The sequence below is a fragment of the Pseudomonadota bacterium genome (assembly GCA_039193195.1).
In the GTDB taxonomy this organism is placed as follows: Bacteria; Pseudomonadota; Gammaproteobacteria; order Steroidobacterales; family JBCBZW01; genus JBCBZW01.
On the sequence record JBCCWS010000077.1, the window covers coordinates 1 to 12,592 of the forward strand.

A 12,592-nucleotide genomic window follows, 5' to 3' on the forward strand; every position below is an offset into this window, starting at 1 on the left:
ACAGAGATAACCGTCCAGTCGAATACTCAGGCCTCGGGCGGGACGATTAGCCCGGCAGCGACCCTGCAGCAGGTCATTGAGGTTGTCGTCGAGGACAGCGTTGGCCCAGTGGCCACGATCTCGCCCGACGCGATCATCGTGGGCGAATCGCCCAATGCGTCGATCACCGTCGAGTCGAATACGCAGGCCTCGGGTGGCTCGATTTCGCCTGCCGCACAGATCGCCGGCGAGCAGATCACGGGGATTGCGGTTGAGGGGAATACCCAGGCCGTCGGTGGCAGCATCGCGCCGGCGGCGACGCTAGCGGGTCCGGCTGCTGTCGGCATCACCGTAAGCAGCAACACGCAGGCCTCGGGCGGCTCGATCGGGCCGAACGTGATCATCGTCGAACTCGGCGGAGGCGAGGCGGTCGTCGGATCTCAGGCGACATTCGACGCTCCCGACGATGAGCGTACGGTCTACTGGTCACCCGGCGACGATCACATCAGTGAGCTCGAGTGGGAAGCGCCTGTTGGTCCCGGTGAAGTGCAGGCGCGTTACATCGACCTGACGGACGTCATGCAGGCTGGGGATGCCCTGGTCGGGGCGACCGCTCAGTTCGTCACCTCAACCGTGGCAAGCACCGGCGGGGACGCTACGGCGACGCCCGATCTGCAATCGCTCCAGTTCGACCCCGCCGGAAGGCTGCGGCTCTACGTCACCGGCACGCTCGATGATCGGGCCTATCAGATCCGCTTGCAGGCGACAGGCAATGCGCTCACCCATGAGCGGTACGTGCGGCTGCTTGGAAACGATCGGGGCCGACCATGATGGATGTCATCACCTACCTCGCCGAGGTGGCGCTTCTGGCGCTGCTCATCGCGCTATTCAATCTCGCGGGACTGTACTGCTTGTGGCGTATAGGTCTGCTCGCACTGAACATCTACATCCGCAATCTCAAGGACAAGGCAAATGGACCTAGCGAAGATTCTGAAGTGGATTGCTGATGCCTCGGCATGGCTGTCCGACCCCGCCAACGAGGCCGCGGTCGCCAAGGTGATCGACGATCTTGGCAAGAGCCGTGATCCCATCAGCCGACTGTGGACGAGGCTTGGCAAGGCGTTCGGCGAAGGCGAGGCAGCATGATGGTGTCGCCGGAAGTCTTCACCACCATTGAACTGCGGACGTTCGTCACCCTGGCAGACAGCAACGAGAAGGGCCAGGTGGTCGGCATCGCCCACTACCTGACGCACACGATCTATCAGGTTCGATACGTGGACACCCTGGGCTGCCAGCAGGAGCGATGGATCGATCGGGAAGGGTTCGCGCCATCCCATGCCGAACAGACCGGCTAGCTTCACCCCACGTCGCCCTGGTCGCTCACGTAAGAGCGCTGCACAGCGCGGCTACGACAACACCTGGCGTAAGGTCCGCGCGGCCTTCCTGGTCGAGCACCCGGTGTGTCAGGGCAAGTGGAAGTGCAACGGCGACCCGGCGACTGAGGTAGACCACAAGACGACGATCAGGTCAGGTGGAGCTCGGCTCGACTGGGACAACCTGCAGGCGCTGTGCAAGCGTTGCCATAGCTACAAGACGCGGACGGAGGACATGCCGTGACCAACACAGTACGTGCGTTGGCGTCACCGAATTGGGGCGTCCCAATCCCAGTGCTGATCGACAAGCACCCTGGCCTTTGGTGGGCGCAGACCTGCAGTCAGGACTACGGGTGGTGTGGGGCGATCAGTACGAAGCGACCGAGCCAGTATCGAGGGGAGCGGATTGGTCCCCGTCCGGAGTTTGTTCCGTGCGTGCTACCTGAGCCTTGTCATGAGTGCTGAGTTCCTTAAGGCGAGCAAGCCGCGATCACTTCGATGCACGGTGCTGGGCCTGCACAGGTGGGTGACCGTCGACGGCTGTTCTTACTGCGAGCGATGTGGTTACCACAACGCCGCCATGACGCTACCGAGCACGATCAAGTGGATGGTGCACATCTGGTTGCCCGTCGTCTCTCCTCGCGAGAGCGGGCCTCCCATGCAGCTCTACTTCGCATGGATGCCTGGTCGTCTTCCGTGGTTTGCATTCGGTGAGCGGCACGTCAGGGGGTAGGGGGTCGAAATACCTACAGCCCTTTGCCTAGAGACCGCCCGGTGGTGAACTTTTCGCGTAGTCAAAAAGAAAACCCCATAGCAAACAGGAGGTTGAAATGAGTCGCAAAGGCGGCCCAGGGCGGCCCAGGAAGCCGCACCTGCTGCTCGCGGCGAGCGGCGGCAAGCGCACCGACCGTCACGGCGATCGCGCCGGAGAGGACGACGTAGCGCTCACCGAGCCGCCAGCCCCGCCGGAGTGGCTACGAAACGCGTACCCGACGGCCGTGCCGCATTTCGAACGCTGGGCGGAGATCGCCCTGATGACGGAGCGCGACATCGACGCGCTCGCCATGTGCGCAATCTCCTTCGCCGAGTACCTACTGACGGGCCAGGACATCGAGGCGGAGGGTCGCTCCTACGTCAACGAGAAGGGGGACCAGTCTCGGAACCCTGCGTACACGACCCGGAATGAGACCTACAAGCGAGTGGTGTCGATGCTCGCTCAGTTCGGGCTGACGCCGAGCGGCCGCGCCACGCTCACCAGGGCCGACAAGGGCGAAGACGGCCCGTCGCTGCAGGACTTCAAGCGAGCGAAATGAGCGAGCAGCGGTCAGGGATGGCCGCGGTCACCGAGTACTGCGAAGGTGTTCTTGAGGGCACCGTCATCGTTGGCTACCTGATCCGCCGCGCAGTTGAGCGGTTCTACCACGACCTTGAGCACGGCCACCAGCGCGGACTGCGGTTCGACGTCGATGCCGCCGAGTGCGTGCTCGACTTCTTCGCGCGAGGGCTTCGGCTCCCGAACAAGGACGCGCCGTTCCGGCTGGATCCCTGGCAGCAGTGGTGGCTTGCACAGACGTTCGGTTGGCTGCGGGCGGATGGCACCCGGCGGTTTCGAACGACCTACCTCGAGGTCGCTCGCAAGAACGGGAAGACCGCGCTGATGGCAGGGCAGGGGCTCTACATGCTCACCTGCGACGGCGAGGACGCGCCGGAGATCTACTCGGCTGCCACCAAGAAGGACCAGGCCAACCTGAGTCACAAGGCAGCGCGCTTGATGTCGCGGCGGTCTCCGCTGTTGGCGAAGGAGCTGGTCGTGTTCCCGAAGGCGGAGACGCGGCGCCAGGTGATCGGCTCGATCGCTCACCCGAACAGCAATGGCATGTGGGTACCGCTCGGCCGCGACTCTAACACGGAGGACGGCCTGAACCCGCACGTGAACCTGATCGACGAGTACCACGCGCACAAGGACAGTGGCCTGGCCCAGGTGCTGCAGACGGGTATGGGTGCCCGAGCGCAACCCCTGACGGTCTACATCACGACCGCTGGCTTCGATGTCTCGGGCCCTTGCTACGAACTCCGCCAGGACGCGGTGCGGATACTCCAGGGATTCGATCGAGAGGACGGCACCCAAGACGACAGCTTCCTCTGCGCTGTCTTCACGCTTGACGGTTACGGCGACGTCGGTGGCGACCTCCAGCCAGATGACCCGTTCGATCCAGCCAACTGGCCGAAGGCCAACCCAGGCCTGGGGACGATCAAGGGGGCAGCGCACCTCGAGGACGCAGCGTCCACCGCGCGCCGCCAACCGTCGACGCGTAACCATTTCCTGACGAAGGAAATGAACGTCTGGACGACGGCGAGCGTTGCTTGGCTGCCAGTCACTGAGTGGCGGACCTCGCCGATCAAGCCGGTGGCGTTGGAGTCGTGCCGAGGCCGAGTCGCTTACGGCGGTCTCGACCTTGCCAGCACGCGAGACATGACCGCACTAGTCGCTCTGCTGCCCGACGAAGATGGGCGCTTTGATTTGCTCGCCCGCGTGTGGGTGCCTGAGTGGGCTATCGACAACTGGCGAGAGTGCGGCGGCTCTAGCGCATACCCGGTGTGGCGTGACCAAGGGTGGCTCACGGTCACACCGGGCAACGTGACCGACTACAACATCGTCGAGCAGGGCGTGCGCGAGTTCGCTGACGTGCTTGACCTACGCACGCTTCTGTTCGACCCATGGAATGCGGGCCCGCTGGTCAACAACCTCAGCGAGGACGGCGACCTAGATCTGCAGCAGTGCCGGCAGGGATTTGGTTCCCTGTCCGCGCCGATGAAAGAGCTCGAGCGCCTGGTGCTTCGCCGAGCGGTCAATGGTGGAGGAAACCCCGTGTTGAGCTACTGCCTAGAAAACATCAAGGCCAAGCGCGACCCCGCGGGCAACATCAAGCCCGACCGCGACGGCTCGAACGGCAAGATCGATGCGGGCGTCGCCGCAATTATGGCGGTGGCCGGCTGGATGAATGACGACTCCGGGCCAGTCTACGACGGCAAGTTGATCATCGCGTGAACGTCGAGCAGCTCCAGCGCTGGCAGAGCGAGCAGCGATCGACCACGAACTACAGTGGCGACATCACCGGGCTCACGCTGACGGATCCGTCGTTGCTCACGATCCTGGGCGCGGGCCCTACGTCGGCGGGCGTGACAGTGAACCGGCAGAACGCGTTGCGCCTGTCCACAGTCGCCGCGTGCGTCAACGTGCTAGCGCAGTCGCTGAGTGTTCTACCTGTGGAGGTTCGCCAGCGCACCGGCGACCGGCAGACGCGATCTGTCCCGGAGCATCCACTGTGGCGACTGCTGAACCTTGAGCCTAACCCTTGGATGACCAGCCTAGACGCCCTGGCCGTGGCCGAGTGGTGGCGGCAGGTGGATGGCGCGGGATACATGTTCGTCGACTTCGATGGCCAGGGCCGGCCTGTCGAAATGTACCCGCTGGAGTCGCGATCGACCACGATGATTCGACCAGGTGGTGGGCGTCCTCCCGTCTACCAAACCGTTATCGACGGCGTGTCGTTCCGGTTCCTGCCTGGCGAGATTGTGCACATCAAGGGGCACACCTACGACGGGCTTGAAGGGCAGTCGCCTATCGGGTTCCTTCGCGAGACGATCGGAACCGGGATTGCCGCGCGTGAGAGGGCCTCGCGCACATTTGCGAACGGCGGCATCTCGGGGGTGATCGAGTCAGAGGGCAAGTTCTCTAGCCCCGAGGCCCGCGACGAATTTCTGAATCACTGGCGAAAGGCGTACGGCCAGCTCTCGCAGACCGGGCGCGTCGCGCTTCTACCGAGCGGCATGAGTTTCAAGTCCGCGGGTATGACGGGTACGGATGCTCAGCTACTCGAGCAGGCAAAGCACATCCGCACCGAGATCTGCGGTTACTACCGCGTGCCGCCTCACATGGTCGGCGACATGGACCGCTCTACCTTCTCGAACATCGAAGAGCAGGACTTGTTCTTCGTCAAGCACACCATGCACCGCCTTGTGCGCTCCTGGGAGCAGGAGCTGATGCGCAAGCTGCTCACGCAAACGGAGCTCGCCGCCGGTTTCTACATCCGCTTCCAGCTCGACGAGCTGCTGCGCGGGGACATCGCCACGCGATTTGAGGCCTACCAGAAGGGCATCACCGCTGGCTTTATGAGTCGCAACGAGGCACGCGAGGCCGAGCACTGGAACGTTACCGACTCTGCGCTCGACAACTACCTGCGCCCGTTGAACATGGATCCCGAGGGTCAGCAGCAGCAACCGAGCGCACAGCGCGCGCTGATGACCGAGGGCGAAGCGAGATCGGCGCAGTGTTCAGCCAACCCGGACGCAGTGCAGCCGGTAGTGCGGGAGTTGGTCGAAGTGCTTGAGCGCCGCGAGGCCAGGGCCGGTGAGAACCGCACCGAATGGTGGGACGCCAAGCACGCGGCCATCGCAGAGCGCCAAGCGCTTCCTGTGTTCCAGACCGTTGCGCGCGTATGCAGGGCACCTGAGGTCAGCGCGGACGATGCTGTGCGGCGCTTCCTGTCCGCACGCCGGGAGGCGTTCACTAAAGGCCACGAGTTGCCCGAGCTCACCGCGCGGACTGTTGCCGAACTACTGACCCAGGAAACCGAGACATGAATGACACTGAGTACCGGATGAGCAGTTGGTACGCAGGCGCCAAGCCCAGCGTACGCGCCGAGGGTGAGTGCACTCAGGTTGCGGGCATCGCCACGGTGTTCGATCAACGAAGCGTCCCGCTCGGTGGCTTCGTGGAAGTGATTCATCGGGACGCATTCGCGAACTGCGACATGGACGGCGCCGTGTGCGCGGCAAACCACGACTACACTGCAGCCGGACTACTAGGTCGGGCAGGGATCAACCACGATCTTAAGGTGTCGGACGCGGGACTTGAGTACTTGTGCACTCCGGCGGAGGACAACGCCGCTTGGCGCACGTACATGCCGCTTCTGCGTGACCGCCAGATCTTCCAGTCGAGCTTCGCGTTCCGCGTGGCGCCTGGCGGCAGTCAGTGGGACGAGGACGACGACGGTGTCATCGTCCGAACAGTGATGAGCATCAGCCGTCTCTATGACACGGCACCCGTCACGTTCCCCGCGTACACCCAGACGACCAGCGAGGCGCGATCCGGAGCGGCCCAGCTGTCCCCCGCGCAGTGTTACCCGGAGCGGCTTGAGCACGCGCGCTGTGGCCTCGACCAGGCGCTCTGCGAACTTCGTGATCACAACGACTTGCACAAGGGCGCGATGGAGCGCCGAGCAGCGTACCTGGCGTCAATAGGCGCCTAGCACCCACCGAATTTGCATGCGGCGGATCGGCCCCTGATGAGGGGCTGAGGGTTCGCCGCGTGCATTGACCGCGCACGGTCCTGATGAGGTCTGACCGCGGTTGCTTATCCGATAGCAATCATCAGAGGAATAGGGCAATGACGGACCTAGTGAAACGCTTGCGCGAACTCAAGGAGAAGCGCAACAAGATCGACACCGAACTGCGTGCGGTCTACGACGGCGCAGAGAAGGAAGACCGCGGCTTCAACGCCGACGAGAAGCAGACCTGGGACAACCTTCAGCAGGCGCGATCGGAGGTCGACCAGCGCATCGAAGCAACCGAGTCCATGATGGACGAAGCGCGGGCGTACGCGCAGGATGTCGATGACTACGCTCGTGATGAATACGGCGAAGCCGGTGACCGCAACCCGAGTGGTCGCATCGGGCCCAGTCAGGAGCGAAGCGCCAGCGGCCAGCCCCCGGCGGATCCGGAGGCGCGCGTGCGCGATGCATTCGACGTGTTCCTGCGCGGCGGCATCACCGCGTGCAACGAAGAGCAGCGCAACATCATGATGCAGCGCGCGGGCGCTGTGCCGGACGAAGTGCGCGCCCAGGGCACCACGCCCGATACTGCCGGCGGCTACGCGGTGACCGAAGAGTCGGCCGGTCGCATCGTTCTGGGGATGCAGGACTATGACGCGATCGGCGCCCTTGCCGGTCAGCCGAATGGCCCGATGCTCTACCCGACCGCTACCGGCGCGCTACTTCCCGTGCCCAAAGACGATGACTTCCAGGTCGGTGAACAGCTTGCGGAGAACGCGCAGGCGTCGCAGTCCGACCAGACGCTGGGCATCATCAACTACCTGTCGTACATCTTCACCTCGAAGATCGTTCGGGTGAGCTTCAACCTTTTGCAAGATGCCAACATCAACATCATGCAGTACCTCGAGGGCAAGGGCGCCGAGCGCTTAGGTCGTATACTGTCCAGTCGCCACGCGATCGGCGGGGGACCTGGCGCTGGTACTCCGACCATCGAAGGCTTAACGGTCGGCGCCTCTGCTGGTGTCGACGCGGTATCGGCGACGGCGTTCACCTATGAAGAGCTACTCGACCTCAAGCACGAAGTCGATCCGGCCTACCGTCGAATGGGGCCGCGCTGGGTGTTCAACGACAACACCCTGAAGGTACTGAAGCTGTTCACGGAGACGGACAGCGGCCGCCCGCTCTGGCAGCCGAACATCGCGTTAGGCGAGCCGCCGACCATCGACGGCGATCAGTACGTAGTGGACCAGGACATGCCGGACATCGCGACGGGTACGGTTCCAGTGGTCTACGGCGCACTGAGCCGCTACGGCGTGCGCGCTGTGCGTGGCATTGAGATGCTTCGGTTTGCCGAGAAGTATGCCGATAGCCTTCAAGTCGGCTTCCTGTTCTGGACCCGGCGCGACGCTCGTGTTGAGGACTCGCGCGCCATCAAGCGCCTGACGATGGCTTAAGCCGCCGCGTTCGCGGCAACTGACCCGGGGGTTCCGGCCCCTGGGTCTTCCCCTTGGAGACATCCCATGAAGAAGTCGGACGGGCGTCGCCCCGAGCGGCGTCGCGAGGAATCCCCGCGCCTGCGCGAGCTGCGCGAGCGGGAAGAGAGCAACCAGGGGCGGACGGAGAGAGCTGTAGGCCGTCCCATGCGTGAGTCGCGGTAAGTGGCCACCAGTATCGTCACCTTGCCTATTCTCGAGCCGCTCACGGTTCGCGATGCGCGTGAGCACCTGAACATCACCCATCAGGAAGACGATCGGTTGCTCTCGGGTTACATCGTGGCAGCACGCAGCGCAGTGGAGCGGGAGACTCATCGAGCCCTGCTCACCCAGGAGTGGGATATCACGTGGCCACGCTTCCCTAACGTTTGCGACGACGGAGACACCTACATCCGGGTACCGGGTGGCTTCTGCCAGTCCGTCGACTCAATCGCGTACGTCGATACGGCGGGCGAGTCGGTGACGCTTGATGCCGCCGAGTACCAGGTGGACACGTCGAACGAGCAGGGCGCCGTTGTGCTGCCCGCGCCCCAGGGGACGTGGCCCGCAACCCAGGCAGGGCGACGGAGTGCCGTGACCCTACGTGTGACTGTCGGCTGGCCCACCGTGTCACGTATCCCGCCCATCCTGCTGCAGGCAGTGCGGTTCCTGATCGGCCACTACTACGAGAACCGTGAGGCGGTGGTCACGGGCACGGTCGCGACCGAGATGCCGCAGGGCGCCAAGTCAATCCTGCAGTCCTGGCGGGTGTGGGGTGCGGTGTGAGAGGTGGCCGCCTTCGCCACGTCGTCGAGGTGCTCAAACCCACCACGACGCAAGACGAATCCGGTGGCGTGGTTCGTGGGTTCACCGTCGTCACCAAACTCCGCTGCCGCGTCATGGAGCGCGGAGCCCGCGAGTTCGAGCGATACGAGCAGGCCATCGCCGAGGTCGACACCATCATCGCGACGCGCGAGCTCAAGGGGCGGCACGCGGTCATCGAGGCTGACTGGCAGCTGAGGTGGCGAGGCGTTGTGTACGACATCGCCGGAACCTTTGAGCCAGAGGGTAGCGCCGACCGCGAGACGATGATCGCCGCGCGCCGGCGCAAGTGAGGTTGCCGTGGATTTCGAAGTGAAGATCGAGGGCGCGCGCGAACTTGAGCAGAAGCTCAAGGCTCTCGACGGCGTCGCTCAGTTTAAGGCCGTCCGGCGCGCAGCGATGTACGCGATGCTCCCGGTTCTCAAGAAGGCCAAGGCGCTGGCACCGGTTGGCGAGTACGAAGACGGCCGGGACGGCGGCAACCTGCGCGAAAGCCTCGTCCGCAAGGCCGTTCGTCCCAAAGGTCTGGAGCGTGAGATGTCGGTGATCGTCGGCCCTCGCAAGAGCAAGCGGGGCGATCCCTTCTACGCGAAGTTCGTCGAGCGCGGTACACGCAACACCCCAGCCCAGCCGTTTCTCCGGCCTGCGCTGGAGTCGCAGGGCGACGTCGTCGTCGAGCGCTTGATGAAGCAGTTGCGCAGGACGCTCGACAAGTTGGTGCCGCCGAATGGCTGACGAACTCGATCTACAGCGCGCAGTGTTCGCGACGCTCAATGCTGCGCTTTCCATTCCCCTCTACACGCGCCGCGCGCCTCATCAATCCACCGGCCAGTACCTGGTGCTGCAGTGGATCGCCATTACGCCCGATTACGACATGGAGGACGAGACCAGCGGCGTTACCGATGCCCTTATCCAGATCGACGCGTACGGCGACAGCGTCGACGAGGCGGGCCAAGCGGCGAGGGCTGCGAAAAATGCCATGAAGCAGGTCAGAGGGTCACTCGGCGCGGCCCCGAACCAAGTGCTCGTGTGGGGGAACGACAAGACAGATCAGCGGGATTACACGGGTCAGCAAGGCGACCTGATGGACAACCGCATCAGCCAGGACTATCGCATCAGCTGGAACGAAGAGGAGTTCACAACACCATGACCGCTAAGCGCATGTCGAAAGCCCGGTTCTACCTGGGCGACACCCTGCCGGCCCCCGCGTCGAACGGCTCTGAAACCTACACCCAGGTGGGTGGCACGGTCACCGTCAACGGGCCGGGGCCGTCGAAGCAGATGGTCGACGTCACAGACATGGAGGACAACGCCATGGTCTTCCTGAGTGACGTACCTGATGGCAACACGATGACCATCACGGGCTTCGTCGACGAGACGGACGCCGGCCTGGCGCGCCTCGAGGCTGACGCGTTCATCGACAACGCGCGCCGTTGGTGCCGCGTGGAATCGCTGATCCGCGCCGATAACAGCGTGGTCGCAACCTACGACTTCCTCGGCGAGGTGCAGGATCACGGCATTGAGCACTCGCGTGGATCGTCGGTTCCCATCAACGCCACGGTGAAGATCAGCGGCCCAATCACGAAGACGGTGGCTTGATGTTCCGCAAGAAAGGCACCTTCGAGCACGAAGGCACGACGTATCACCTACGCGCCATGTCAGCCCGCATGGCTGACGACCTGATGATGACAATTTCGCAGCTGGCGCAAATCGAGGCGGACGACGAGGACGAGGGCGAGTCGGGCGCGCTGGTCACTGCCGAAAAAGTGAAGCTCTACGACCAGACGATGACGCAACGAAGGGAGTTGGTCGTCATGTGCCTGGAAGAGCCGGCGATCACCAAGCTGCTGGGCGAGATGACCGCGCAAGAGATCGCCGACAACGAGCTGGACCCTGATTTCATCGAGACGGCTTGGGATGCCCTTGAAGAACTCAGCGGCGTCGGCGTGATGCTCGAGGCTGGCGGCAGCGAGGAAGAGCTGGAGGAAGCCGCGGGAAACTTCGAGGGCGACCTCTCCGACGAATAGCGATCGAGGTCGCCCTACAGAGCGGAGTGTCGCCGACCACCATCCTTGAGACGTGGTCGACGCAGGACTTCGCAGACGTGATCGCGCTGCGCCACTTGAAGGCGCAACGGGTTGGCCCTGTTGGTGACGGCGAACCCCGGGAGACCGACTGCTTGTTCGACCTGTTAGGTATGGAGGAACCCGACGATGGCAAGGAGTAGAAGCCTACTCGACATCTTCGTCGGTCTCTCTGTCCGCTCCGCCAAGTTCAAATCCGGACTGACCGATGCCGAGAAGGCGGCGCAGCGCTGGCAGAAGAAGATCGCCAAGGATCTTGGCGGCGTCCGCAAGTCGTTCGATCAAGTCAGCAAAGCAGCCGGGGGGCTAGCCGCAGTCCTGGTGGGTCGCGGTGTGGCGAACGCGATCGGCGAGCAAGTGCGGCTCAAGGCCGCCGCTGCGGACACTGCGCGCTTCTTGGGCATCGGCACGGTTGAATACTCCAAGTTCACGTTCGCTGCCGAGCAATTCGGTGTGCAGCAGAACCAGGTGAACCTCTTCCTGCAGCGGATGACTCGGAACATCTCCGAGGCGTCTGCAGGAATCGGCGAGGCTCGAAATGCGTTTCGCGTGCTCAATCTCGATGCGGCGCAACTACGAAACCTCAAAGCGGACGAGCAGTTTGAGGCGATCGCCGACGCGCTGTCGAAGATCGAGAATCGAGGCGATCGCATCGCCGTAGCGAGGAAGATATTCGATAGCGAAGGCGCGGCCGCCGCGCTTCGAATGGCAGAGGGATTCAGCACCGCTGCGGACCAGGCGGAGCGGCTTGGGGTCACGCTTTCCGAGAAGGCGGCGCAGCGGGCGCTCGAAGCGCGTAGTGCCTTCGCGCAGATGGACAGTGTGATGGACCAGATGAAGGAGAACATCACGCTCTCCGTCACCCCGGCCATCATCTCGATTGCCAACGCGCTATTGGGCGTCAAGGTGCAGTTCGATCTGCTGACCAGTCAGCAGCAGAACGAGAGAATCGAGCAGACCAGGAAGAGGCTGGCGGGTGCGCAGAAGGACCTGAAGGACCTCCTCGAGCGCCAGCAGGCAAGAAAGACGGAGCGGGGCGGTGGCTTCCTAGGCACCGACGTAACGGCCGGAGTTACGCCCAGCCAGATTGCCGCGGCAGAGCAAGCGGTTGCGGATCTGACTGAAGAGCTGGACGACTACCTGAAGGTCCGCGACAAGCTGGCGAATGCGGGTCAGAACGGGATCGCCGTGGATCTCGAGGACCTGGCGCCGGGTTCCTCGTCGCGTAGCTCTCGCTCCGCCCGGGACCGCGGCGTTGAAGCAGCCAAGGTCATCGAGCAGGTGCGGCTTCAGTACGCGTCTGAGGCTGAGCGTCTCCACTCCAAGATAAAGGCGGACATCGCTCGTGTGCAGCAGGCCGCGATCGAGGGACTTGGCCTGACGCCCGACGCTGCCAATGCCCGACTCAAGCCAGTCATCGACGCGATCCTGCGGGGCTACGAGGAAGACCTCGCCGCGCTTACCGAAACCGCCAAGGAGTCCGAAAAGAAGATCAGTGACTTCTCCCGCCGCGCCCGCGAGAACATCCA

19 protein-coding genes are annotated in these 12,592 nt (G+C 63.7%); all 19 read left to right on the plus strand.

Going from position 1 to position 12,592, the window contains the following annotated elements:
• A partial coding sequence (locus tag AAGA68_26465) for a hypothetical protein (protein MEM9388612.1) occupies positions 1-810 on the plus strand: 810 nt, incomplete at its 5' end.
• Entirely contained in the window at positions 807-986 is a 180-nt protein-coding gene (locus tag AAGA68_26470) for a hypothetical protein (protein ID MEM9388613.1), read from the plus strand. The genes AAGA68_26465 and AAGA68_26470, both read left to right, overlap by 4 nt.
• Complete coding sequence (locus tag AAGA68_26475) at positions 952-1,125, plus strand: hypothetical protein (protein MEM9388614.1); 174 nt, start codon at positions 952-954, stop codon at positions 1,123-1,125. Before AAGA68_26470 ends, AAGA68_26475 begins: the two co-directional genes overlap by 35 nt.
• The gene (locus AAGA68_26480) at positions 1,122-1,334 is read left to right on the plus strand and encodes a hypothetical protein (GenBank protein ID MEM9388615.1); all 213 of its coding nucleotides are present in this window, start codon (positions 1,122-1,124) and stop codon (positions 1,332-1,334) included. Before AAGA68_26475 ends, AAGA68_26480 begins: the two co-directional genes overlap by 4 nt.
• Positions 1,315-1,596: an HNH endonuclease signature motif containing protein gene (locus AAGA68_26485; protein MEM9388616.1), complete on the plus strand. Its 282-nt coding sequence runs from the start codon at positions 1,315-1,317 to the stop codon at positions 1,594-1,596. Before AAGA68_26480 ends, AAGA68_26485 begins: the two co-directional genes overlap by 20 nt.
• Positions 1,597-2,182: 586 nt before the next feature.
• Positions 2,183-2,665, plus strand: a complete 483-nt coding sequence (locus AAGA68_26490) for a phage terminase small subunit P27 family (protein ID MEM9388617.1) — start codon at positions 2,183-2,185, stop codon at positions 2,663-2,665.
• A complete protein-coding gene (locus tag AAGA68_26495; protein ID MEM9388618.1) occupies positions 2,662-4,401 on the plus strand; it encodes a terminase TerL endonuclease subunit in 1,740 nt (579 codons plus the stop codon). Before AAGA68_26490 ends, AAGA68_26495 begins: the two co-directional genes overlap by 4 nt.
• Positions 4,398-5,996, plus strand: a complete 1,599-nt coding sequence (locus AAGA68_26500; GenBank protein MEM9388619.1) for a phage portal protein — start codon at positions 4,398-4,400, stop codon at positions 5,994-5,996. Before AAGA68_26495 ends, AAGA68_26500 begins: the two co-directional genes overlap by 4 nt.
• Complete coding sequence (locus AAGA68_26505) at positions 5,993-6,664, plus strand: HK97 family phage prohead protease (protein ID MEM9388620.1); 672 nt, start codon at positions 5,993-5,995, stop codon at positions 6,662-6,664. The genes AAGA68_26500 and AAGA68_26505 overlap by 4 nt, the downstream gene beginning before the upstream one ends.
• Before the next feature lie 137 nt (positions 6,665-6,801).
• Positions 6,802-8,139, plus strand: coding sequence for a phage major capsid protein (locus AAGA68_26510; GenBank protein ID MEM9388621.1), 1,338 nt, complete (start codon positions 6,802-6,804; stop codon positions 8,137-8,139).
• Positions 8,140-8,205: 66 nt separating this feature from the next.
• Positions 8,206-8,343, plus strand: a complete 138-nt coding sequence (locus AAGA68_26515) for a hypothetical protein (protein MEM9388622.1) — start codon at positions 8,206-8,208, stop codon at positions 8,341-8,343.
• Positions 8,344-8,943 carry a head-tail connector protein gene (locus AAGA68_26520; protein ID MEM9388623.1) on the plus strand — a complete coding sequence of 200 codons (600 nt, stop codon included), beginning with the start codon at positions 8,344-8,346 and terminating at the stop codon, positions 8,941-8,943.
• Positions 8,940-9,272: a head-tail adaptor protein gene (locus AAGA68_26525; GenBank protein MEM9388624.1), complete on the plus strand. Its 333-nt coding sequence runs from the start codon at positions 8,940-8,942 to the stop codon at positions 9,270-9,272. Before AAGA68_26520 ends, AAGA68_26525 begins: the two co-directional genes overlap by 4 nt.
• Positions 9,273-9,279: 7 nt before the next feature.
• The gene (locus AAGA68_26530; protein ID MEM9388625.1) at positions 9,280-9,714 is read left to right on the plus strand and encodes an HK97-gp10 family putative phage morphogenesis protein; all 435 of its coding nucleotides are present in this window, start codon (positions 9,280-9,282) and stop codon (positions 9,712-9,714) included.
• Positions 9,707-10,129: a hypothetical protein gene (locus AAGA68_26535; GenBank protein ID MEM9388626.1), complete on the plus strand. Its 423-nt coding sequence runs from the start codon at positions 9,707-9,709 to the stop codon at positions 10,127-10,129. The genes AAGA68_26530 and AAGA68_26535 overlap by 8 nt, the downstream gene beginning before the upstream one ends.
• The gene (locus AAGA68_26540) at positions 10,126-10,578 is read left to right on the plus strand and encodes a hypothetical protein (protein ID MEM9388627.1); all 453 of its coding nucleotides are present in this window, start codon (positions 10,126-10,128) and stop codon (positions 10,576-10,578) included. The genes AAGA68_26535 and AAGA68_26540 overlap by 4 nt, the downstream gene beginning before the upstream one ends.
• Before the next feature lie 68 nt (positions 10,579-10,646).
• Positions 10,647-11,006 (plus strand): hypothetical protein, encoded by a 360-nt coding sequence (locus AAGA68_26545; protein MEM9388628.1) that lies wholly within the window; start codon positions 10,647-10,649, stop codon positions 11,004-11,006.
• Positions 11,007-11,032: 26 nt separating this feature from the next.
• Positions 11,033-11,206: a hypothetical protein gene (locus AAGA68_26550; protein MEM9388629.1), complete on the plus strand. Its 174-nt coding sequence runs from the start codon at positions 11,033-11,035 to the stop codon at positions 11,204-11,206.
• Positions 11,207-11,396: 190 nt separating this feature from the next.
• The coding region (locus AAGA68_26555; protein ID MEM9388630.1) for a hypothetical protein at positions 11,397-12,592 on the plus strand (1,196 nt) is incomplete at its 3' end.

Excerpts from the sequence above, each read along its gene's own strand:
- AAGA68_26470 (MEM9388613.1), top strand. The coding sequence starts at position 807 with ATGATGGATGTCATCACCTACCTCGCCGAGGTGGCGCTTCTGGCGCTG.
- AAGA68_26480 (MEM9388615.1), top strand. The coding sequence starts at position 1,122 with ATGATGGTGTCGCCGGAAGTCTTCACCACCATTGAACTGCGGACGTTC.
- AAGA68_26490 (MEM9388617.1), top strand. The coding sequence starts at position 2,183 with ATGAGTCGCAAAGGCGGCCCAGGGCGGCCCAGGAAGCCGCACCTGCTG.
- AAGA68_26495 (MEM9388618.1), top strand. The coding sequence starts at position 2,662 with ATGAGCGAGCAGCGGTCAGGGATGGCCGCGGTCACCGAGTACTGCGAA.
- AAGA68_26535 (MEM9388626.1), top strand. The coding sequence starts at position 9,707 with ATGGCTGACGAACTCGATCTACAGCGCGCAGTGTTCGCGACGCTCAAT.
- AAGA68_26475 (MEM9388614.1), top strand. The coding sequence starts at position 952 with ATGGACCTAGCGAAGATTCTGAAGTGGATTGCTGATGCCTCGGCATGG.
- AAGA68_26515 (MEM9388622.1), top strand. The coding sequence starts at position 8,206 with ATGAAGAAGTCGGACGGGCGTCGCCCCGAGCGGCGTCGCGAGGAATCC.
- AAGA68_26505 (MEM9388620.1), top strand. The coding sequence starts at position 5,993 with ATGAATGACACTGAGTACCGGATGAGCAGTTGGTACGCAGGCGCCAAG.
- AAGA68_26510 (MEM9388621.1), top strand. The coding sequence starts at position 6,802 with ATGACGGACCTAGTGAAACGCTTGCGCGAACTCAAGGAGAAGCGCAAC.
- AAGA68_26540 (MEM9388627.1), top strand. The coding sequence starts at position 10,126 with ATGACCGCTAAGCGCATGTCGAAAGCCCGGTTCTACCTGGGCGACACC.
- AAGA68_26485 (MEM9388616.1), top strand. The coding sequence starts at position 1,315 with ATGCCGAACAGACCGGCTAGCTTCACCCCACGTCGCCCTGGTCGCTCA.
- AAGA68_26545 (MEM9388628.1), top strand. The coding sequence starts at position 10,647 with ATGGCTGACGACCTGATGATGACAATTTCGCAGCTGGCGCAAATCGAG.